The sequence below is a fragment of the Acinetobacter calcoaceticus ANC 3811 genome (assembly GCF_000399665.1).
Classification (GTDB): domain Bacteria; phylum Pseudomonadota; class Gammaproteobacteria; order Pseudomonadales; family Moraxellaceae; genus Acinetobacter; species Acinetobacter calcoaceticus_B.
On sequence record NZ_KB976985.1, the window covers coordinates 183,037 to 204,420 of the forward strand.

Annotated in this window: 19 protein-coding genes and 1 riboswitch; of the genes, 7 read left to right on the forward strand and 12 right to left on the reverse strand. The window is 39.5% G+C overall.

Going from position 1 to position 21,384, the window contains the following annotated elements; translation table 11 throughout:
* The first annotated feature begins 91 nt into the window (after positions 1-91).
* Positions 92-733 carry a PAQR family membrane homeostasis protein TrhA gene (gene trhA / locus F935_RS00870; protein ID WP_016137177.1) on the forward strand — a complete coding sequence of 214 codons (642 nt, stop codon included), beginning with the start codon at positions 92-94 and terminating at the stop codon, positions 731-733.
* A gap of 133 nt (positions 734-866) precedes the next feature.
* Positions 867-2,177: an MFS transporter gene (locus F935_RS00875; RefSeq protein ID WP_016137178.1), complete on the forward strand. Its 1,311-nt coding sequence runs from the start codon at positions 867-869 to the stop codon at positions 2,175-2,177.
* 61 nt (positions 2,178-2,238) lie between these two features.
* Here the strand turns inward: F935_RS00875 and F935_RS00880 are convergent, their stop codons facing one another.
* The gene (locus F935_RS00880; protein ID WP_016137179.1) at positions 2,239-2,682 is read right to left on the reverse strand and encodes a hypothetical protein; all 444 of its coding nucleotides are present in this window, start codon (positions 2,680-2,682) and stop codon (positions 2,239-2,241) included.
* Between the two features lie 133 nt (positions 2,683-2,815).
* On the reverse strand, positions 2,816-5,536 hold the full coding sequence (secA, locus tag F935_RS00885; protein ID WP_016137180.1) for a preprotein translocase subunit SecA: 2,721 nt from the start codon (positions 5,534-5,536) through the stop codon (positions 2,816-2,818).
* 407 nt (positions 5,537-5,943) lie between these two features.
* Here secA and F935_RS00890 point away from each other — a divergent pair, with 407 nt between their 5' ends.
* The 3 genes from F935_RS00890 (at position 5,944) to F935_RS00900 (ending at position 8,204) form a co-directional block, all read left to right on the forward strand.
* Positions 5,944-6,594, forward strand: a complete 651-nt coding sequence (locus F935_RS00890; RefSeq protein WP_016137181.1) for a peroxiredoxin — start codon at positions 5,944-5,946, stop codon at positions 6,592-6,594.
* A 219-nt stretch (positions 6,595-6,813) separates the two neighbouring features.
* The gene (locus F935_RS00895; RefSeq protein ID WP_212749572.1) at positions 6,814-7,626 is read left to right on the forward strand and encodes an MBL fold metallo-hydrolase; all 813 of its coding nucleotides are present in this window, start codon (positions 6,814-6,816) and stop codon (positions 7,624-7,626) included.
* The gene (locus F935_RS00900) at positions 7,623-8,204 is read left to right on the forward strand and encodes a dual specificity protein phosphatase family protein (protein ID WP_016137183.1); all 582 of its coding nucleotides are present in this window, start codon (positions 7,623-7,625) and stop codon (positions 8,202-8,204) included. Before F935_RS00895 ends, F935_RS00900 begins: the two co-directional genes overlap by 4 nt.
* Positions 8,205-8,340: 136 nt before the next feature.
* On the opposite strand, the gene F935_RS00905 is transcribed toward F935_RS00900, so the two are convergent.
* The 6 genes from F935_RS00905 to F935_RS00930 all read right to left on the reverse strand — a co-directional run bounded on the left by F935_RS00905 (position 8,341) and on the right by F935_RS00930 (position 14,687).
* The gene (locus F935_RS00905) at positions 8,341-9,270 is read right to left on the reverse strand and encodes a DUF6929 family protein (protein ID WP_016137184.1); all 930 of its coding nucleotides are present in this window, start codon (positions 9,268-9,270) and stop codon (positions 8,341-8,343) included.
* Between the two features lie 92 nt (positions 9,271-9,362).
* The gene (locus tag F935_RS00910) at positions 9,363-10,421 is read right to left on the reverse strand and encodes an SPOR domain-containing protein (RefSeq protein WP_016137185.1); all 1,059 of its coding nucleotides are present in this window, start codon (positions 10,419-10,421) and stop codon (positions 9,363-9,365) included.
* Complete coding sequence (gene folC / locus F935_RS00915) at positions 10,412-11,698, reverse strand: bifunctional tetrahydrofolate synthase/dihydrofolate synthase (protein WP_016137186.1); 1,287 nt, start codon at positions 11,696-11,698, stop codon at positions 10,412-10,414. Before folC ends, F935_RS00910 begins: the two co-directional genes overlap by 10 nt.
* Positions 11,695-12,591, reverse strand: coding sequence for an acetyl-CoA carboxylase, carboxyltransferase subunit beta (gene accD / locus F935_RS00920; RefSeq protein WP_016137187.1), 897 nt, complete (start codon positions 12,589-12,591; stop codon positions 11,695-11,697). The genes folC and accD overlap by 4 nt, the downstream gene beginning before the upstream one ends.
* Positions 12,588-13,391, reverse strand: a complete 804-nt coding sequence (gene trpA, locus F935_RS00925) for a tryptophan synthase subunit alpha (RefSeq protein WP_016137188.1) — start codon at positions 13,389-13,391, stop codon at positions 12,588-12,590. The genes accD and trpA overlap by 4 nt, the downstream gene beginning before the upstream one ends.
* Positions 13,392-13,637: 246 nt before the next feature.
* A complete protein-coding gene (locus F935_RS00930) occupies positions 13,638-14,687 on the reverse strand; it encodes an AraC family transcriptional regulator (RefSeq protein WP_016137189.1) in 1,050 nt (349 codons plus the stop codon).
* A gap of 121 nt (positions 14,688-14,808) precedes the next feature.
* Here F935_RS00930 and F935_RS00935 point away from each other — a divergent pair, with 121 nt between their 5' ends.
* On the forward strand, positions 14,809-15,684 hold the full coding sequence (locus F935_RS00935; RefSeq protein WP_016137190.1) for a metal-dependent hydrolase: 876 nt from the start codon (positions 14,809-14,811) through the stop codon (positions 15,682-15,684).
* Positions 15,685-15,692: 8 nt separating this feature from the next.
* On the opposite strand, the gene F935_RS00940 is transcribed toward F935_RS00935, so the two are convergent.
* From F935_RS00940 to F935_RS00955, 4 genes are read right to left on the reverse strand one after another with little or no spacing between them, the layout of a single operon-like run.
* Positions 15,693-16,688, reverse strand: a complete 996-nt coding sequence (locus tag F935_RS00940; protein ID WP_016137191.1) for a DUF2804 domain-containing protein — start codon at positions 16,686-16,688, stop codon at positions 15,693-15,695.
* 37 nt (positions 16,689-16,725) lie between these two features.
* Complete coding sequence (locus tag F935_RS00945; protein WP_016137192.1) at positions 16,726-17,238, reverse strand: DUF1543 domain-containing protein; 513 nt, start codon at positions 17,236-17,238, stop codon at positions 16,726-16,728.
* Between the two features lie 9 nt (positions 17,239-17,247).
* On the reverse strand, positions 17,248-18,477 hold the full coding sequence (gene trpB / locus F935_RS00950; protein ID WP_016137193.1) for a tryptophan synthase subunit beta: 1,230 nt from the start codon (positions 18,475-18,477) through the stop codon (positions 17,248-17,250).
* Positions 18,452-19,120, reverse strand: coding sequence for a phosphoribosylanthranilate isomerase (locus tag F935_RS00955; protein ID WP_016137194.1), 669 nt, complete (start codon positions 19,118-19,120; stop codon positions 18,452-18,454). Before F935_RS00955 ends, trpB begins: the two co-directional genes overlap by 26 nt.
* 126 nt (positions 19,121-19,246) lie before the next feature.
* A riboswitch (cobalamin riboswitch) is annotated at positions 19,247-19,454 on the forward strand.
* A gap of 35 nt (positions 19,455-19,489) precedes the next feature.
* Here F935_RS00955 and F935_RS00960 point away from each other — a divergent pair.
* Positions 19,490-21,364, forward strand: a complete 1,875-nt coding sequence (locus F935_RS00960) for a TonB-dependent receptor plug domain-containing protein (RefSeq protein WP_016137195.1) — start codon at positions 19,490-19,492, stop codon at positions 21,362-21,364.
* The last annotated feature ends 20 nt before the right edge of the window (positions 21,365-21,384 follow it).

The following is a 21,384-nucleotide window of genomic DNA, read 5'->3' on the forward strand; positions in this document are numbered from 1 at the left end:
AGTTTAAAGGGTCTAGGATTAAAAATAAAATAACTTTACGACTGTTTTGTATTTCTATACATTCGTATTTTTAATCAAAAAAATTAAACTTATGAGTAAATCTGTACTGGAAACTTACGATCCTAAAGAAGAACTATTTAATGCCTACAGCCATGGGGCTGGTGTCGTTATGGCAGTTGTTGCTTCTATCTTTTTAATTATGAAGGGATCTTATCTTTCAACTGCTCAGTGGATTGGTTTATGGGTATATTCATTTAGTCTCATTCTGGTTTTCACGAGCTCTACACTTTACCACTTTGCTCAAACACAGAATCTACGCTACTGGTATAAGAAACTTGACCATACAGCCATTTATTATTTAATTGCTGGAACTTACACCCCATTCTTAAGTATCGCAATTCCTACTACAAAAGCTCATTATCTGCTGATTGCACTATGGGGCATCGCGGCAATTGGTACATTTTTCAAGTTAGTTTTTATTCATCGTTTTCAAAAAATTTCTTTGCTGGCTTATATTTTAATGGGATGGCTCGCCGTGTTTGTTATGGATGACATGCGCACTTATTTAAGTAAAGACGCATTGATTTTCTTGATTATTGGCGGATTAGCTTATACGGTTGGAGCATTGTTTTACGCGTTAAAAAAGGTAAGATATACCCATGCGATCTGGCACATTTTTGTGCTTTTAGGTGCAGGAGCACATTTTCTTGCGATCTATTGGTACATAGTTTAGTTCATTTTTCACTCTTATTCAGTGATCCTGAAAGAGTCATGGATGATGTTCTTTCACGCTATTCTTTTAGAAAAATACGTCTTTAAAAGGAATAGTAAATTAAAAATAAATTTTAACTGATATAAGGTTCTATATGGATTCAACCTCTGCGGCGGCTGCTCCGGCAGTAGCCACTAATTCAAAAACGCGGGTTTTGTTTGCAAGCTTAGTCGGTACGACCATTGAGTTCTTCGACTTTTATATCTATGCAACTGCTGCCGTTCTTATTTTTCCTCACCTGTTTTTCCCTGCTAGTAGTGGCAGTGCCGCAGTTTTACAATCTTTAGCCACCTTCGCAATTGCCTTTATTGCACGCCCCATCGGTGCAGCAATATTCGGTCATTTAGGAGACCGTATTGGCCGAAAAGCCACATTGGTTGCAGCGTTACTGACCATGGGTGTTTCAACCGTATGTATTGGTTTACTTCCTACCTACGCACAAATCGGGATTTTCGCACCCTTACTATTGGCTGTGTGCCGTTTAGGACAAGGTTTAGGATTAGGTGGTGAATGGAGTGGTGCCGTTTTACTCGCGACTGAAAATGCCCCTGAAGGGAAAAGAGCCTGGTATGGCATGTTCCCGCAACTCGGCGCTCCAATTGGCTTTATTTTGGCAACCGGTTCATTTTTATTATTGAGTGCGACTATTCCTGAGCAAGCGTTCATGCAATGGGGTTGGCGTATTCCATTTATTGCAAGTGCTGTATTAGTGATTGTAGGCTTATATATCCGTTTAAAGCTCCATGAAACTCCAGCATTCCAAAAAGTTTTAGATAAGCAAAAAGAAGTTAATATTCCGTTTAAAGAAGTCTTAACCAAACACACAGGTAAACTTATTCTTGGCACAATTGCAGCAATCTGCACGTTTGTCGTGTTTTATCTTACCACCGTATTTGCCTTAAACTGGGGAACCACAAAGCTTGGCTATGCACGCGGTGAGTTCTTAGAACTTCAACTCTTTGCCACCCTTTGCTTCGCTGCATTCATTCCTTTATCAGCTATTTTTGCAGAAAAATTTGGTCGTAAAACCACGTCTATTGGCGTCTGTATTGCTGCTGCGATTTTCGGCTTGTTTTTCTCTAGCATGTTAGAGTCTGGAAATACCTTAATCGTTTTCCTTTTCTTATGTACGGGCTTGGCGATTATGGGCTTGACCTATGGTCCGATTGGTACAGTTCTTTCTGAACTTTTCCCAACCTCAGTTCGTTACACAGGTTCAGCGTTAACGTTTAACTTGGCAGGCATTTTTGGTGCATCATTTGCGCCACTTATTGCAACGAAGCTTGCTGAAACTTATGGTTTATATGCAGTTGGTTATTATCTTACTGCTGCATCACTTTTATCACTAGTCGCTTTCTTACTCATTCGTGAAACAAAAAATGATGATGTGAATAATCAGATCTAAAAATTAGAAATTCTTATAAAAAAAACCAGCTCATATTGAGCTGGTTTTTTATAAATACAACTTAGTTGATAGTTGTAGGGTTCGCAGCTGCAATGCTATTTGATACAGCAGGAGCCGTTACATTACTTGCTGCAACAGCAGCTGGCCCTGCAACAGCAGCTTCACCAATGAGTGCAACTTTAGCTTTCTCTTGGCTCTTCGCAGATAAAGCAGGGTTAGTTGCCACAATACGATTAATGTTTGCTGAATTTGCCGGAGCAATCGCTGTCGTTTGTAAAATAATTGGGCGATTACCTGTGTTACCCAACGTATAGCGAATACCTGTACGCGGGCTAATCACTGTTGTATTTTCTTGCTTCACTACAGCTTGAGCCGAAGTTGGCCCTTTTGCTGCAAGTACTTTATCAACCGTTGTCGTTTGAGGGGCTGAAGCTGCTTCTGCTGCGAAAACAAAACTAGGCACAGCAAGAACAGTTAAAAATAAAGGTTGTAATACTTTTTTCATTGTCTTTCCAACATACACTCTGGATGAGAAGTAAATAGCATTTAATGCTTAAAACTGCAAACATTATTCACAGGCTTACTACAAACATAAAAAAAGCAGAACAATTGTTCTGCTTTTTTTATGCAAAGGCAGATTAGATCTTACCGTGACATTGCTTATATTTTAGTCCTGAACCACATGGGCATGGCGCATTACGGCTTTCTGGAACAGGGAAAGCTTGCTGACCGTCAGACTCGTTCATGGTTTCTTGAGAAAGTGTAACCTCACCTGTTAAACCATCTACATCATCATGTTCAAAAGAAAGCTTCATTGATTCAGCTTGCTGCTGCTGTTGAGCTTCCATTTCTGCAAGTTCTTCTGGTGTTGGGATATGTACACGAGACAAATCAGTCACAACATCAGTTTTAATAATGCTCAACATATTTACAAACAGGTTGAAAGCTTCTTTCTTGTATTCCTGTTCAGGGTTCTTTTGCGCATAGCCACGTAAATGGATACCTTGACGCAAATAATCCATTGCAGCTAAGTGATCTTTCCAATGGCGATCAAGAGAGTTTAAAACAAAGTGACGTTCAAGCATTGCTGCTGATTCATCACCCATTTGAGCGCGGCGCTGACGATAACGCTCAATCACTTCATCACTGATTCGCTCAACTAAACCTTCTTCATCTAGACGGCGATCTTGGTCTAACCATTCTTGAATTGGAAGCTCAATACCCAAATCAATACGTAAAGCGTTTTCTAAACCTTCAACATCCCACTGGTCATGAATTGACTCTGGTGGAATAAAGTTAGTAATCACGCCTTTCATCACTTCATGATGCATTTCTTCAACGTATTCTTTTAAAGTATTTTCAGCTAACACTTCATCACGTTGTGAATAAATGATCTTACGTTGTTCATTATTCACATCATCGTATTTCAATAAGTTTTTACGAATATCAAAGTTACGCGCTTCAACTTTACGCTGAGCATTCTCAATTGAACGACTCACCATTTTGTGTTCAATCGCTTCATTTTCTTGGAGACCCATTGCACGCATCATTCCGACTACGCGGTCACCTGCGAAAATACGCATAAGGTCATCTTCAAGAGACAAATAGAAACGAGAAACACCAGGGTCACCTTGACGGCCCGCACGACCACGTAACTGGTTATCAATACGGCGTGATTCATGGCGTTCAGAACCAATGATGTGCAAACCACCTGATTTCAACACATCTTCGTGGTCTTGTTCCCATTGTGCTTTCAGCTGTGCTTCATCTTCAGCCGTATGATTTTCAATTTTGGCAAGCTTCGCTTTCCAGTTACCACCCAAGATAATGTCAGTACCACGACCAGCCATGTTGGTTGCAATCGTGACTGCATTCGGGCTACCCGCTTGAGCAATAATGTCAGCTTCACGCTCATGTTGCTTTGCATTCAACACTTCGTGATGAATACCAGCTTGCATTAACTTAGAAGATAAAATTTCACTGGCTTCAATGGTCGCTGTACCAATCAGAATCGGTGCTACACCTTGCTCACGAATATTCGTAATTTCCTGAATAATCGCGTCGTATTTACCGTTACGGTTTAAATAAATTAAATCGTTTTGGTCATTACGTACCATCGGGCGATGAGTTGGAATAATCACAACATCAAGGCCATAAATTTCTTTCATTTCCGCAGCTTCAGTATCAGCAGTACCTGTCATACCTGAAAGCTTTTTATATAGACGGAAATAGTTCTGGAATGTTGTGGTTGCTAGAGTCTGGTTTTCAGGCTGAATTTCTAAACCTTCTTTCGCTTCAACTGCTTGATGCAAACCTTCTGACCAACGACGACCCGGCATTGTACGACCAGTATGTTCGTCAACAATCACGACTTCACCATCGTGAATAATATAGTGAACATCGCGTTGGAATAAGAAATGTGCACGGATAGCAGCAGACACATGATGAACAAGGCTTAGATTCGTTGCTGAATATAGGCTTTCACCTTCAGCCAATAAGCCCATCTGAATAAGTTCTTGCTCAACAGTTTCATAACCAACTTCGGTCATTTCAACTGAACGCTGCTTTTCATCAATCCAGAAATGCCCACCATCTGCCACTTTTTCTTCTTTTTGCGGCTTTAATTTAGGGGGAATCGAATTAATTGCAGAATATAGATGCGAAGAGTCTTCACTTTGACCAGAAATAATTAATGGTGTACGTGCTTCATCAATCAAGATTGAGTCAACTTCATCGATAATGGCATAGTGCAAACCACGTTGTTTCTTTTCTGCTAAAGAAAACACCATGTTGTCACGTAAGTAGTCAAAACCGAATTCGTTATTGGTACCATAGGTAATATCAGCAAGATAAGCTTCCGCTTTTTCAGACGGACCTTGCATTGAATAGATCGTACCAATAGATAAACCCAAAAATTCAAATAATGGGCGGTTCAACTCAGCATCACGCTGTGCCAAATAATCGTTCACAGTAATGACATGAACGCCTTCGCCACTTAATGCGTTTAAATAACACGCCAAAGTACCCATCAGGGTTTTACCTTCACCGGTACGCATTTCGGCAATTTTACCTTCATGTAAGGTAATACCACCAATAAGCTGAACGTCGTAGTGACGCATACCCATTACACGTTTGGCTGCTTCACGACAAACTGCAAACGCTTCTGGAAGTAATTTATCTAAACTTTCGCCATTATTATAACGTTGTTTGAATTCTGGAGTTTTTGCAGATAAGTCTGCATCGCTTAAAGCTGATATCGTCGGCTCGAGCGCATTGATTTGCTCAACAATTTTGCGCATGCGTTTGAGTTCGCGCTCATTTTTTGTACCGAAGATACCTCCGATCAGACTTGCCAACATGGATAAACTCTCTAAATCTTGCTTGGTCAAATGAATAAACTTTTTCTCAGTCGTTTATTATGGTGCCAGAAATTTGAAGTACAAGGGGTTTGCACAAAACCCCTAAAAAAAATCTGATAGTTAGACGAATGGTTTTATCATTCATCTAGTCCCCCGTAATGCGCCTTGCACCTAAAAACGTAACATTAACGCTCATCTATTAAGCACAACTTCCGAGAAATCTAATTTAGCAAATTTACCTTAAAGTTACATTGATTAAGCACATAAAATAGTGAGTTTTAGTCATATATATTTACACTTATATAAAAACTTCATAATAAAATAAAAAAACAATAATTTTAATCATAAAGTAAATGCTGCATATTCATTCAATGGAATAACAAATTATGAGCAATTGAGGAAATATCATGACACTACGATTAGGAGACACTGCCCCCGATTTTCAACAAGAATCGAGCGAAGGCACTATTCATTTTTATGATTTTTTAGGTGATAGTTGGGGAATCTTATTTTCACATCCAGCTGACTATACGCCAGTATGTACAACAGAATTAGGCTACACAGCAAAATTAAAAGATGAATTTACGAAGCGTAATGTTAAAGCGATTGCTTTGTCCGTAGACGATGTAGAGTCTCATAAGGGCTGGATCAACGATATTAATGAAACACAAAACACAACGGTAAATTTTCCAATCATTGCAGATAAAGATCGTAAAGTATCTGAGCTCTATGGTTTTATCCATCCTAATGCCAGTGAAACCCTCACAGTGCGTTCTTTAGTGATTATTGACCCTAATAAGAAAGTTCGTTTAATTATTACCTATCCTGCTTCAACAGGCCGAAATTTTAATGAAGTCTTACGTGTTGTTGACTCATTACAATTAACGGATAAGCATAAAGTCGCTACGCCTGCGAACTGGCAGCAAGGTGAAGATGTCGTTATTGTCCCATCACTTAAAGATGAAGAAGAAATTAAACAGCGCTTCCCTAAAGGCTATACAGCGGTTAAACCTTATTTACGCCTAACACCACAACCTGCAAGTAATAAAACCGACTAAAGGTTTTATTACTTGCAAGACAAGCGAAGCGCGTAGGCAGGCATCAGAAGATTTCAAATAAGCCAACCGCATAGTAAATCTTAAGCAAAATAAGTAAATATTTCACCCTTAAAAAGCCATCCAACGTGATGGCTTTTTTATTTATGTATTGAATACACATGGTTTTTACTGCTCAGATCAGTTATAACTCGAAGCGATTCGGTATAAAAAATAAAAATCATGATCTATAAAATTCATCATTTAAAGTGTGGCAGCATGTGCCCAGTTTGCGCCCCACTCTTTGGACAAAAAGGCTTTCGAGCTGAAGTCGTCTGTCATTGTCTTCTGGTTGAAACTGATCGAGGCTTAGTGCTTATTGATACCGGCTTTGGCTTGCAAGATTATTTACATATGAAACAACGCCTAGGCTCATTAGTTAAGCGTTTAGGTAAAATTGAACCTAACCTTGAGTTTAGTGCCATTCAGCAAATCCAAAAGCTCGGGTTTAATCCTAAAGATGTACAGCACATCTTTGTGACTCATCTTGATTTTGATCATGCAGGTGGAATTTCAGATTTCCCACATGCCACTGTGCATGTTTTAGCAGCAGAATATAACGCAGCCCAACTTCCAAATTTCAAGGGCAAACTTCGTTATAGAACCAATCAATATAAAGATCATCGTTACTGGAACTTTGTTGAATATCAGCAAGGTGAAACATGGTTTAACCTCGAAAAAGTAAAAGGTTTTCCGCTGTTCCAAGATGAAATTTTAATGGTGCCTCTATTGGGGCATTCAGCTGGTCATTGTGGTATTGCCATAAAGCAACAAAATCAATGGTTATTATTTTGTGGGGATGCATACTACTCACATCTAGAGTTAAACCCTAAAAATAAATTAAGATCACTCAGTGTGCTGGAAAAAACATTTGCAGAAGATAATGAGCAACGCCTTGTTAATCTCAAACGCTTACAGCATTTAGCTCAACATGAGCCAACGATTGAAATAATTTGTGCTCATGATCCTTATGAGCTTAACCGGTATCAAACATGAAAAAATTATCGCTCATCACACTTCTCATCTGTATAAATTTACAAGGATGTATGCAGCATGAAAGTATTGCCCATGAGCAACGCCCAAAAGACTGGGGTACTTTAGTTTCTCAGAGCCATAACTTTTATCAAATTAGTAATGATGTTTTTCGCAGTGAACAACCGAGCGCTGCAATGATTTCAGAATTAAAGAACCATCAAATTGGAACGATTATTAATTTAAGGGCCAAAGATGCAGATACTTTAGTTTTTAAAAATGAAAATTTTAATCTTGTGCATATTCCTATCAATACATGGGCAATCGACCGACAAGATCTATTAGAGGTTATGCAGCAAATCAAAATTGCTAAACAGAATAATCAACGTGTTTTATTGCACTGCTACCATGGTTCAGACCGTACAGGCGCTAGTGTTGCGATGTATCGAATTATTTTTGAGAATTGGGCAATTGATGATGCAGTTAAAGAAATGAAAGAAGGTGGTTATGGCTACCATATTATCTGGAAGAACATTGACGGTTTATTTACACCTGAAAATGTAAAATGGATTCAACAGCAACTTTCGAATTCCAGCAGCTAAAGACTGGATTGCTTTTATATGCAAACATGATTATTAGGCAAATAAGTTGGCTCAATCACCAACTTATTTATTATTTTCAATTACACCGAAAAACATACATTTAAAGATAGATGATCATCAAAAATATGATTTAACTTTATGATTTTCCCAAAGCGGCATTGCTAAGTAATACCTTCAAAATTTCAGAATCCCCACCATCGCTGTCTGTCACTAATAAAAAGACTTCGCCATCTGATCTCGACTCGAACCAAGTAATCCCTTCAATCTTGATTGGCAGTGTTCGTCCTTTCGCATCTTGAATCAAATGAGCCGCTAAAGCTTTACCATCAGGCGAAAACACCAAGATAAAACTTCCCAAGACAGCACCGTCATCATAGGTATTGAGTGTTTGCTCGACCGCAGCTGTAGCAACAATCAAATTTTTATCCACTAAAAAACAAGCATCTGAAATGCCACTTGCTGAACCATCAAGCTCAGCTAAGCTCAGTTTGAGCGAATGTATAAGTGCATTTGCTAAGGATTTTCCTGCTTGAATTTTGATTAAATCAAAGACTAAAACCCCATGATGGAAATTTATGTTGCCACGCTGAAAGATATAGAGATAACGATGGTCTGAACATATGGCTTCTATATTAAGATCAGCCCCGCCTGTTAATTCAACCTGATGCTGCAAAAAATCATAATCAACCGCACCCAAGAAAGTTCTGACCTGATCATTGGCAGGGTTATAGAGTAATGCTCGTTTTCGATTTTCTGTTGAACCTGAGCCCATCACCAAAAGCTGTGATTGTCCGTTCCAACTTATAGCGGTTAAAGCTTCAAAATCAGGCTTTTGTTGTTTGCTTAATGCACTTAGCGGTATTTGCTCTGAAGGATCAAATAACGGAATTTTTTCAAAGACCGTTGCATCGGCCATGTTCTGGTTTCGATTGATTCTTAATAAATAAGGGAGATTATCACCAACAAAATAAAGATCATCCCCCACACAAGCAACTCCAGACAGTGCGCTAATCCCTGAATCTTGTGCAAAAACAAATTGTTCTAATATTTTAATCGTTGTATTCATCTTCAAGATCCCCTATTGAGTGGAACACTTCTTCACAAGAATAAAGCCGTTGAAGTAAGTGTTCCTGATTTGATTTAGGGGATGATCAGCCGTTATCGCTGATCAAGCGGTACCCAGTCAATGACCCAAGCCGATTTCATGTTTAAACTTGAATCAGAAGTAATTTTCTTACGGGCGGCATCTGCTGTATCACGGTCTTTCGCAGGTCCTACCATAATACGGATTCCCTTGCTGGTTTGACTCGTAGTTACCTTGTAGCCTTTAGCTCGTAATTTAGAAACAACTGAATCTGCATTTGCTTGGTTAGCAGCTAATGCAACTTGCACCATCCACTTTTTATCACCATTTTCCAGCAGTTCACGCGCTTTCTCAGCATCAGCTTTTTTATCAGCTTCTGCTTTACGTTTAGCCTCTGATGTTTTCTTATCAGCTTCTGCTTTGTGTTTTGCTTCAGTCGCTTTCTTATCTGCTTCTGCCTGACGTTTTGCTTCAGCAGCTTTCTTATCTGCTTCTGCTTGGCGTTTTGATTCAGCAGCTTTCTTATCAGCTTCTGCCTGACGTTTTGCCTCAGTTGCTTTCTTATCAGCTTCCGCTTGGCGTTTTGCCTCAGCTGCTTTCTTATCTGCTTCTGCTTGGCGTTTTGATTCAGCTGCTTTCTTATCTGCTTCTATTTTTGAAGTATCAGTTGTTTTATTCGCCACATTAGTTTGCTGTTTTTTAGCTTTCGCCTCACCCACTAACTCTGGTGGAATATTATCTGAACTTTCTTGAGCAGCTGTACGACGTGCATTAATCGCAGCATACTCTGCTGCTGCTTTACGAGCAGCATCAGCTTCAGCTTGCTGTTGCATTGCTAAAAACTCAGCTGCACGTGCTTCTTGCTCAGCAACCGCTTTTTCACGCGAACGGCGCTGCTCTTCTAGCAAACGTTTTTCTGTTTCAACATCAACCGCTAGAGGTTGTAGTTGTACCATTTGGCCTTCAGTTGCTTGCTTTGGCTTAGTTTGAGTTTTTGGCGATGTGGATGCGGGTGGTTGAACTTCAACCTGTTTTATTTCCTCATTTCCTTTTAGAAGTAATGCTGCCAATAAAACACCACCTCCCAGTAAAACAACACCACCCATCCAGCGTTGTTTGTTATTCATTGACATTCTTCCAAATACTCCCAAATCGCTTCTAAAGTATGAAACGAACCACAGGCCAAAATCAGCTGATTGTTATTTGTTTGCTCAAGCGCTGATTTAAATGCCTCTTTGATATTGCCATATTGTTGTACTGTCTGACCTTGCAAGGCATCATTGAGTTGCTGAATCGGTGCAGCACGCGGCACATTCAACTCAGCAATTTTCCAATGTAAAACAGTAGGTTTCAATAAATCGACTACTGATTTTATATCTTTATCTGCCAGCATTGAAAATACTGCGACAACTTCTGTGTACTGTTTATTGTATTCTAAGAAATTTCGCAATTGCTTTAACAAAAATTCAACACCATGTGGATTGTGTCCGGCATCAAAAATTACTGTTTTTCCTTCAACTTGACGCTGTTCAAAACGCCCTGCTAAGCGTGCAGATTGAATACCTTTTTCTAATGCTGACTGGGAAACTTCAAGTCCGCTATTTAAAATGGCAGCAACGGCCCCTGCAATATTTTCAATGGCTAAATGACCTAAAGGAAGCTTTAAAGTGGTTCCCTCAGAGGCAAAGTACCAGTTTTGTCCATCATCGGCGAGTTTATAAAAATAATCACGATTAACGGTATATAAGTCTGCTTTTGTACTTTCTGCTTTATCTTGAATTGCTTGAGGTAAAAGTTGTTCGCCAGCAAAGACAACCGGAATTTGTGGACGAATAATTCCTGCTTTTTCAAAAGCAATTTTTTCAATCGTATCGCCTAACCAATCAGTATGATCTAGGCCAATATTAGTAATAACTGCAACGTTGGGATCAATTACATTGACGACATCTAAGCGTCCGCCCAAACCGACTTCGAGTACCCATACATCGCATTGCTGTTGTTTAAAAATGACAAAAGCAGCCAAAGTGGTTGCTTCAAAAAAAGATAAGCTCAAATCACAATCGCGACGAGCCTGATCAACTTGAACAAAAGCATCAATCAGACTTTGATCATCGACTTCGACTCCACCTAATTTAACTCGCTCATTAAAGCAATAGATATGGGGCGACTGATATAACCCAACTTTATAACCCTGCTCATTTAAGATAGCAGCTAGTGTGGTTGTAGTTGAGCCTTTACCATTCGTTCCGGCTACTGTAAAAACTTTAGCAGTAGGCTGAGTGACACCCAGCTTTTCTGCAACAGGAATTACACGTTCCAGACCAAGATCTATCCCTGTAACGTGAACATGGCTCCAATAATTGAGCCATGTATCTAAAGAGTCTATTGAAAGTGGAGCTTGTTGATTCAAGGTAAGTTCATCAATTTCGATACAAGTCGAGATACAGTATCACGTAAAGCATGACGATGAACAATCTGATCGATTACACCATGATCAAGCAAATATTCTGCACGTTGGAACGGTTCTTCTAGAGTTTCACGTACAGTTTGCTCAATTACACGTTTACCAGCAAAGCCGATCATCGCTTTAGGTTCAGCAATATGAATATCACCCAACATTGCTAAAGAAGCTGTTACACCACCATACACTGGATGTGTTAACACCACGATATAAGGCAAGCCTGCATCTTTTAATCTTTGGATCGCCGCTGAAGTACGCGCCATTTGCATAAGTGACAACATGCCTTCTTGCATACGTGCGCCACCAGAAGCTGCGAAACAGATCAATGGTTGACGTTTTGCAATAGCAAGTTCAGCAGCCTGAACAAAACGGTCGCCCACTACAGTACCCATAGAGCCGCCCATAAAGTCGAACTCAAAAGCACATGCAATCAAATCAACGCCATTTAAATTGCCTTGCATTGCAATTAAAGCTTCTGTTTCACCAGTTTTGCTTTGCGCTTCACGCATACGATCTGGATATGGCTTAGTGTCGACAAACTTTAACGGATCTTTCGCGCTAAACTCTTGTCCTAATTCTGCTACTACATTGTCGAAGAACCAGTTCAAACGATCACGAGCTTTCATTCGTAAGTGTTCATCACACTGCGGACAAACATACGCATTGAAAGAGATTGCTGTACGTGTCACTAGAGCATGACATTCAGGGCATTCAATCGTTGGCTCAGTAAATGTTGCTTTGAGAATTTGTTGCTCATTTGCGACTTCAATACCTGGAACCGGACGTTTTGTCCATGGGGTCGCAGGGCTAAGAACTTTCCCTGATTTCACTTCTTGATTCATACTAACTCATCGAGCGCTGCTCGAAGCTCCTTGACTTTATTCACCGTCTGTTCAACAGCGTCATCCGCTGCCAACGTTGCAAAATTTTTAACGAAAGCACTACCTACAATCACAGCATCAGCAACACTACCCATTGCTTTTGCTGAAGCGGCATCACTAATACCAAAACCAACGCCTACTGGAATATCAGTGGCATTTTTGATTTTTTGAATACGTGCAGCAGCTTCTGCTGTATCTAGTGTTGCGGCTCCCGTTACACCCTTGAGTGAAACATAGTAGATAAATCCACTTGCCTGATTTGCCACATGTTGAATGCGTTGGTCTGTAGAAGTTGGCGCGAGTAAGAAGATTTGATCCATGTCATGTTGCTTCAACACAGCAGCAAACTCTTTTGACTCTTCTGGCGGTAAATCCACCAGCAATAAGCCATCTACACCACACTGTTTCGCATGAGAAATAAACTTCTCATAACCAATCACTTCAACTGGATTTAGATAACCCATTAAAACAACAGGTGTATCCTGATCCTGTTCACGGAACTCCTTTACCATATTAAGAGCATCTAATGTGTTAGTCCCTGCTGCAAGCGCACGTTCAGCTGCAAGCGCAATTACTGGACCATCGGCCATTGGATCTGAAAATGGTAAACCAAGCTCAATGACATCTACTCCTGCCTCAACCATTTTATGCAGTAACGGAACTGTTACTTGCGGTTGTGGATCACCCGCCATAACATAAGATACAAGCGCTTTACGTTGTTGGGACTTAAGCTTTTCAAAACGGGTGGCAAGACGTGACATAGGGTTGTGCTTTCCTTGAATTATTTAAAATTGAGGAGTTGTTTGTAGAAATACAAGAACATCGCATTTTAACGCTATTTTTTGTCCATTGAACAGGTCTAACGTTATGGCGATATTCGATTGTATGATTCATACAACCCATGGTGTACATTTATCAATATTTTGAAAATTTTCTCAATGATCAAAGCTTCCTATTTTCGAGCCATTATTAGATCGTCATCTGAATAGAAAATCCCCACAAAAGGGCTATTTCGCTGCATTTTTATTTGTTAGCTGTAATTGCCTTTTTCTGGTTAGCAAAGTTTGACCTGTCAAATTTTTATGGGCCCGTGCAAGTGCCGACTGGTCCGAATATCCTAATTGTTCAGCAATTAAAGTGAGGCTGGCATTTTGGTTAAGTAATATCTCACAGCGTCTCATGCGCTCTGCATCTAAAATTAATTTAAATGAAGTGTTTAGTGACTGTAGCTGGCGCTGCAAGCTTCGTACTGAAATATTTAACTCGATGGCAATATCTTCTATTTTAGGGACCTGCTGCCTTTGCTTAAAATATTCATGGACGATCCAATGAATTTGCTGAGCTAAATCTGTATGTATTTTACGCTGAGCTAATGCTTCTTCTGCCTGTTTCACTAAAAGTTGCATTAAGGTTGGGTCTGCATGCTGAGGACGAATACTTAGTCCCTCACTTGCAAAAGTTAATGCATAGTAAGATTTTTCAAATGATAATTTGCATTGAAAGAACCGCTGATAGTGCACTAACGGACCACGTGCACGGTGCACAAACTCAACTTGTTGCAAGAGAAAATCATGCAGTGGGGCTATTTGTTTAGCAAGCTGTACCATCGCGGCCAAGGTCAATTCACAAAGTATGATATTGCTGTCATCAACCAACGGCCAATACAAACGAATTTTTGAAGCATCTTGCTCAATTTGCATAGGCACCACTTGCTCACCGTCAATCACCAGACGATGAAACTTCATAATATATTCAAGAACCTCTGCAAAACTGCCACTTCGGGATGCCATATAACCCAATACTCCAAAATTGGCAGGTGTAATGCAAGTAGCCATTTCCAAAGCTAAATTGGAAACTTGTAGCAGAGATTCGGTTAGCTCTAAAAGCTCAAGAAAAAAATTTAAAGATGATTGAGCATCAATAGACGAAGCTAAAATATTTTGAACTTGTCGGGCCTGAACATCCGTCAGATTTAATGCCTGCCAGTCCATTCCCCTTTCTTTTAAGTAAGTATTCCATAGGTAAAAATAACCATTTGAAATTGTAAAATCCTGCATGGCTCATCCTTTTTTTACTGCCATCTTGTCGCAAACTGTATAAAAATTGGCAATAACTGTCAAAACAAAGCCGACCAATCGCGACATACTAGTGAACAAGTTAGATGCGAGAAATAAAAATATGAACGCACATGTTTCTTATCAGGTCGAGCCAGTGGTTCGTAAAGATCTAGATTTTCACTTAAACGAAGCACCTCGCTTTTGGTTTAATAATGATCCTTTTTTGACTCGTATGTTTGATGCACTCAGCTTAACCTTTCCAGATGGAGAGCGTTATTTTATCGAATGTGTTCGTATGTTCCGTGACAAAATTGATGATCCAGAACTACAAAAACGAGTTGTGGATTTTATTAAACAAGAAGCTCAACACGGTATTGCTCATGACAAAATGAATCAGCTTATGAAAGAGCAAGGTATGCCTGTTGACCAATTCACAGCTACGCTAAAAAGAATTTTTCGTTTTGAACTCACCAAACGCTCACCGCAATACAATATTGCAATGACAGCAGCAGCTGAACATTTAACTGCATTAATGGCAGAAACGTTTTATAGCAATAAAAAAACTTTGGAAAATGCTCACCCGTATATCCGAGCGCTGTTTGCTTGGCATGCCATTGAAGAAATGGAGCATCGTGATGTTGCTTTTGATGTCATGAAACAAGTAGGTGAAGTTCCTGAGTCGACTCGTCGTTTTGTATTGGTTCTTACAACAGTACTCATGTTTGGTTTTACGCTCTATCGCACCAACATCATGTTGAAATGTGATGGCTTTAGTTCTAGAGAAAGAATCTTGATGAGCCTTAAAGGTTTACCTTGGTTTTTCGGCAAAAATGGCACATTAACCGCTATGAAAAGCCAATACTTAGATTGGTTTAAAAAAGATTTTCATCCAAGTCAGCATCCAGTCATTCGTCAATACCCTGTCTGGATTGAAACACTTGAAAAGACCAATGATCCTATTGCAGCTGGTGAAGCATTTTGGCAAGCAGGTTTATAACCTGCTTGTTACCATTTTGCATAATGTTGTTCTAGTAAACCGTATTGGTCATTGCAATTGATTATATCGGTTGCCTCATGTTCAATCGTGCCGCTAATTTTAGCTTGCCACTGATTGAACTGGCTTCCAATCATTCTTAAATTAATATTTTCGTATCTGCACCAACCAATATGGACCTGTAGATTAAGTTTTTGATCTAGAGAGCTAATTTGCCAAAGCTCATCATTTACTTTTTCAAATAAAACATCAGTCAGTGGCAATAAAACTCCGTTAATCCATAAACAGTTTTCATTACCAAAACTTTCATTAACACCAGAAGCTAAATTTAAACCAATACGTCGGCCTTGCTCATCCCAGAAATTACATGAAAGCCAGAACCAAGCCGTTTCAGGTCGCAAAAAACCACAAGTATCATCTAGAGATGCAAATGTCTTTTCATCAAATTGGACGACTTGGTTTTGTTTATTAATAAACATGCCTTCTACACCCAACGTAGTCTGCTTTTGGGTATAGGTCCAACCGTTAATTCCTGTCGGTGTACATAAACTTAAGATATCGGTTCCAGCACAAAAAATACGAGCGCTGAGTTGAATCTCACCATATTTAGTGACTCGAATGTACCGCACACCATTGGCATGCTGAATATCAAACTGATAAGGCGATTTAGAAAAATAGCTTTGATTAAACAACGGCTGTTCATCAAGATAGGTTTTATGCCCCAAAGGCTGAATTGCATTCCACTCAATGACTTGCTGGGTTTCATGATCATAAATATAGAAAAAACCGTGCCCGACCCAACCAATATCTGCAATTGCCAGACCAATACTATAATGTTGATGCTGAATGCCACAGAATTTAATTTTTTTATATTTTAATTGCTTACGCCAGCCCTTTAAGACCTTACCATAAGGGGTTTTATAAATATAATGTTGTACATGAATGGTTGACGGTACAGATTCAAAACGCCCGTAGCGAGGCTGTCCATTTTCTTGAATTAAATCCATTTACCCACTTCCATATGAATATTAGATTTCAAATGACCTATACCACGGTCAAATACGTATTTTCCCAAATTGTTGCAGCAAAATCGCCTTTTATTAAATGAATATAGCGCCCTGCTACACAATCTATCGCTAAGCAGTCATCAATATCAATGACTCGATCTGTGTGTGCTTTTTGCCACTCTTGATCTATAAATTGTTTACCCAATTGTTTTGCAATAACAGCATTCGGTGCAACTACAAACTCATAACGATGAAGTTCACCGAATTCACGAGCATTATATCCACCCAGATTAATTAAATATAATTTTAAATCATCTGGTTGTGGAGCAGCATGTGTAAAATGAATTTGATAATTTTGCCCTTGAGAGCTGACACCATAGAGCTTGGCCCAAGCATCAATATGTAATCCTTGAGCCTCACCAAACCAAGCCTGTTTAAGTTGAGGGTAAACTTCTTCCAAAGTATCTCCTACAGCCATAACTACATCATGAACTTCTGTATTAGCGCGTGCATGACACCCACCTAACATCACCATAAACAAGCTTGGCATTTTTTTCTCTTACATCTCGACCATTTCTACGCCATCAATGCGTGCAACTGTCATTAAATCTTTATCACCACGACCTGAAACAGTCGCAATAATAATCTGATCTTTAGACATGGTTGGTGCAAGCTTAGAGACATATGCCATCGCATGCGAGCTTTCAAGTGCAGGAATAATCCCTTCGATTTTGGTTAAATCACGGAAGCCTTGTAAAGCTTCTGTATCATTAATCGGCACGTACTCTACGCGCTTCATATCTTTCAAGAAGCTATGTTCAGGACCAACGCCCGGATAGTCAAGTCCTGCTGAGATACTATGTGTCTCAATAATCTGGCCTTGTTCATCACTCATCAAGTAAGTACGGTTACCATGCAATACGCCAACATGACCTGCATTTAATGGCGCAGAGTGTTTACCAGTTTCAATACCAAAACCAGCTGCTTCAACACCATACATTTTCACATTGGCATCGTTTAAGAATGGATAGAACAAGCCCATTGCATTTGAACCGCCACCCACGCATGCAACCAATGCATCTGGTAAGCGACCTGCTTGCTCCAAGATCTGTTTACGTGCTTCACGGCCAATAATCGACTGGAAGTCACGAACGAGTTGAGGATATGGATGTGGGCCTGCAACTGTACCAATTATATAGTACGTCGTATCAACGTTGGTTACCCAGTCACGCATCGCTTCGTTCATAGCATCTTTAAGCGTTTTTGAGCCACTTTGCACAGGAACAACTGTCGCGCCCAATAAACGCATACGATAAACGTTCATGGCTTGGCGCTTAACGTCTTCAGCACCCATATAAACAACACATTCAAGACCTAAACGTGCTGCAATTGTTGCAGTTGCTACGCCATGTTGCCCAGCGCCCGTCTCGGCAATAATACGTTTTTTACCAGAAAGCTTTGCCAATAATGCCTGACCAATCGTGTTATTTACCTTGTGTGAGCCTGTATGGTTCAAGTCTTCACGTTTAAGATAAATTTGCGCACCACCTAACTCTCTTGACCATCGCTCAGCATAATAAAGTGGACTAGGACGACCTACATAGTAGGCGAGATCGCGGTCGAATTCTGCCAGAAACTGTTCATCATTTTTCATGCGGGAATAGAGATTTTCTAAATCTTCTAATGCCGCCATTAAAGTTTCTGACACAAAACGTCCGCCATGGATACCAAAATGCCCTGCAGCATCTGGGTACTGTGTATAGTCAATCACATTGTTTTGCTGATCCACGTTGGACTCCTTGCATAAATCGTTCAATGAGTTGTTGGTCTTTTATACCTTTTGCGGATTCTACGCCTCCGCTCACATCTACTGCAAAAGCACCGGTAGTATGAATAGCGTCAATGACATTGTCAGGGGTTAAACCACCTGCCAAGATTAAAGGAATATCAAGTTTTGGGAATTTAGACCAGTCAAACTGATGTCCTGTGCCCCCTTTAAGCTCAGGATGCCACGCATCGAGCAATACAGCACTGGCACCAGCCGCCTGATATTTTTGAATTTCAGCAATTACATCTAAATCAGGTTTAACCTGAATCGCTTTATACCAGCGACGTTTACAATGGCGAGCTATTTCCTGACATTGTTCTGGAGTTTCATCGCCATGTAGTTGTAATACATCTAGGGGAACACAATCAAGTACATCCTGAATTTCAGTGGCACTTGCATTAACAAACAAACCAACCATTTGTACATAAGGTGGAATTACTTTTGCTAATTCTTGAACCTGCGCAACTGTCACATGTCTTGGACTTGGCGGAAAAAAAACAAAACCTATCGCATCTGCTCCAGCAGCAACAACTGCCTGAACATCTTCAATGCGAGTAATTCCACAGATTTTTGCTCGTGTACGTTTTTGGTTTGATGGGCTCATGATCTGCCTAAACTACAACCATTTCTTAAAATAAGCACCATTGTAATGCAATTTTTGCCCCTTGCGTAAAAGTTCTCTGGGAATTGGGCTAAATGACATTGTATGAAATAAATCACCACTTTATACTGCGTAAAATTGGAAGCAAGTGTAAGCAATTAATGCTTTAGGGAAGCTGGTGAAAGTCCGGCACTGCCCCCGCAACGGTAACAATGTAAAGCATATTTTTTTAGTCGATATCGACTTACGCCACTGCAATAATGTGGGAAGGTGAATATGTCCATAACACAAATATGGCGCTGAAGTCCGGAGACCTACTTGTTTCATCTATCTACCCGATCATTCACGTGGGGTGAATGTATGGAGCATGTTATGTCTAAGTCTTTTCAACCTACTCGTCTGGTAGGGGCTATCGCTATTGCGATGGGGTTTTCACCTGTTATTTTTGCTGAAGATACCACGAACGCAACTCAACTTGATCCAATTGTAGTCACTGCCTCAAAAAGTGCTGAAAAAGCCAGTGAAGTTCCGGCGCGAATTTCAGTGATTTCTAAAGAAGAAATTGAAAAAAATCCTGCTTTAAATCTATCTGACATCTTGCAAAAAGATGCATCTATTTATGTAAAACAAAATGGTGGAATTGGCCAACTTGCAGACCTATCTTTACGAGGTGGGCAAACTGGGCAAACACTTTTATTGAAAGATGGTGCCCGTTTAAATTCACAAAATAGTTTCGGTCCAGTCAATCCAGAATTTATAAATTTAACTGATGTTGATCAAATTGAAATTCTAAAAGGTCCAGCTTCAGTACAATATGGTTCAGATGCTATTAGTGGTGTAATCAACTTAATCTCAAAAAAACCAACAAAATCAGGCATAAATTTGACTGGAATTTATGGAGAGAATAATACTTATAAGTCGATTATTAATGCAGATTATGTTGATGCTTCTGGATTCTATGCTCAGGTAGGCGGACAACGTTTAGAATCGGATGGAACACGAATACTTAGCATTCAAGATAAAAATGATAAAGCTGGCTTTGATCAAAAAGGATACCATGCAAAAATAGGTTATCAGCAAAATCAGATTGATACCAGTCTCTCTATTAGTGAGAATCAAGGTACCAATGTATATTATGACTCAACTTTAAATTCCAACACAGGAATACGTGATTTCAAAAATCAACTCATCAATTGGTTAGGTTCATATCAAGTCAATCCTGATATTAAGCTTAATGCACGTTATTCCAATATTAAGAACACAAGTGTATCAACAGATACAGATTGGCAAACCTATAAGCTTACATCTGGTCACTATAATACTGAAACAAATGAAAGTGATCTAAACGCAGTTTGGAAATTCATGGAACACCAGAATATTTTAGCTGGTGTTACATATAGCAAGTCAGAATATGATGCATCATCTACTCCGGAAGCGATACGCAGTACGAACTCTACAGGTTATTATTTACAACACCAATATCAGAATAATGGTCTCAACACTCAAGCTGGCATACGCTTAGAAGATAATGATTGGTTTGGCACACATACTGTTGGACAAATCGCAGTACGCTATCAGCTTTTACCACTTACAAGTATCTATACCAATGTTGGTACGGCATTTAAAGCACCAACACTAGAACATTTATATGGTTCTTATGGTAGTAGCTTTTATAGTAATCCGAATCTCAAGCCAGAAAAAAGTGTCTCTTATGAAATTGGTTTAGATCAAAAACTAAACTACGGATTATCAGCTTATATTTCAGGTTATTCTACTGATGTGGAGAATTTGATTAGCTCGGGCAAGATAGATGGAAAAACAACCTACATCAATTTAAATAAAGCAAAAATTCAAGGTGGTGAAATTGGCTTAAAATGGGTACTCGACAATCTATTTGCAAATGCTGAATATGTCTACTCAAAAGCACAAAATAAAGAGACTAAATTAGATACTCCTTATCGACCTCGTCAAACTTATACATTGACAGTGGGCTATGATGATGGATTGTATGGCGTCAATGCTGCTGTAGTTGCTCGCTCAAAAGCAAATACAAGCGCTGCTAATATTAAAGTTCCAGGTTATGCAACAGTTGATCTAAATGCTTTTTGGAATATCAGCTCAAATGTAAAACTTTTCACGAATATTCAGAATATCGGTGATGTAGAAAATATTGTCGTTAACGATTTCGGTTCAGAATATATCAACGGTGGCCGTCAAGCTTCTGTTGGCGTAACTTTCCGTTATTAATATCTCACTTTAATTACAAA

Excerpts from the sequence above, each read along its gene's own strand:
- trhA (WP_016137177.1), top strand. The coding sequence starts at position 92 with ATGAGTAAATCTGTACTGGAAACTTACGATCCTAAAGAAGAACTATTT.
- F935_RS00875 (WP_016137178.1), top strand. The coding sequence starts at position 867 with ATGGATTCAACCTCTGCGGCGGCTGCTCCGGCAGTAGCCACTAATTCA.
- F935_RS00880 (WP_016137179.1), bottom strand. The coding sequence starts at position 2,682 with ATGAAAAAAGTATTACAACCTTTATTTTTAACTGTTCTTGCTGTGCCT.
- secA (WP_016137180.1), bottom strand. The coding sequence starts at position 5,536 with ATGTTGGCAAGTCTGATCGGAGGTATCTTCGGTACAAAAAATGAGCGC.
- F935_RS00890 (WP_016137181.1), top strand. The coding sequence starts at position 5,944 with ATGACACTACGATTAGGAGACACTGCCCCCGATTTTCAACAAGAATCG.
- F935_RS00895 (WP_212749572.1), top strand. The coding sequence starts at position 6,814 with ATGATCTATAAAATTCATCATTTAAAGTGTGGCAGCATGTGCCCAGTT.
- F935_RS00900 (WP_016137183.1), top strand. The coding sequence starts at position 7,623 with ATGAAAAAATTATCGCTCATCACACTTCTCATCTGTATAAATTTACAA.
- F935_RS00905 (WP_016137184.1), bottom strand. The coding sequence starts at position 9,270 with ATGAATACAACGATTAAAATATTAGAACAATTTGTTTTTGCACAAGAT.
- F935_RS00910 (WP_016137185.1), bottom strand. The coding sequence starts at position 10,421 with ATGTCAATGAATAACAAACAACGCTGGATGGGTGGTGTTGTTTTACTG.
- accD (WP_016137187.1), bottom strand. The coding sequence starts at position 12,591 with ATGAATCAAGAAGTGAAATCAGGGAAAGTTCTTAGCCCTGCGACCCCA.
- trpA (WP_016137188.1), bottom strand. The coding sequence starts at position 13,391 with ATGTCACGTCTTGCCACCCGTTTTGAAAAGCTTAAGTCCCAACAACGT.
- F935_RS00930 (WP_016137189.1), bottom strand. The coding sequence starts at position 14,687 with ATGCAGGATTTTACAATTTCAAATGGTTATTTTTACCTATGGAATACT.
- F935_RS00935 (WP_016137190.1), top strand. The coding sequence starts at position 14,809 with ATGAACGCACATGTTTCTTATCAGGTCGAGCCAGTGGTTCGTAAAGAT.
- F935_RS00940 (WP_016137191.1), bottom strand. The coding sequence starts at position 16,688 with ATGGATTTAATTCAAGAAAATGGACAGCCTCGCTACGGGCGTTTTGAA.
- F935_RS00945 (WP_016137192.1), bottom strand. The coding sequence starts at position 17,238 with ATGCCAAGCTTGTTTATGGTGATGTTAGGTGGGTGTCATGCACGCGCT.
- F935_RS00955 (WP_016137194.1), bottom strand. The coding sequence starts at position 19,120 with ATGAGCCCATCAAACCAAAAACGTACACGAGCAAAAATCTGTGGAATT.
- F935_RS00960 (WP_016137195.1), top strand. The coding sequence starts at position 19,490 with ATGTCTAAGTCTTTTCAACCTACTCGTCTGGTAGGGGCTATCGCTATT.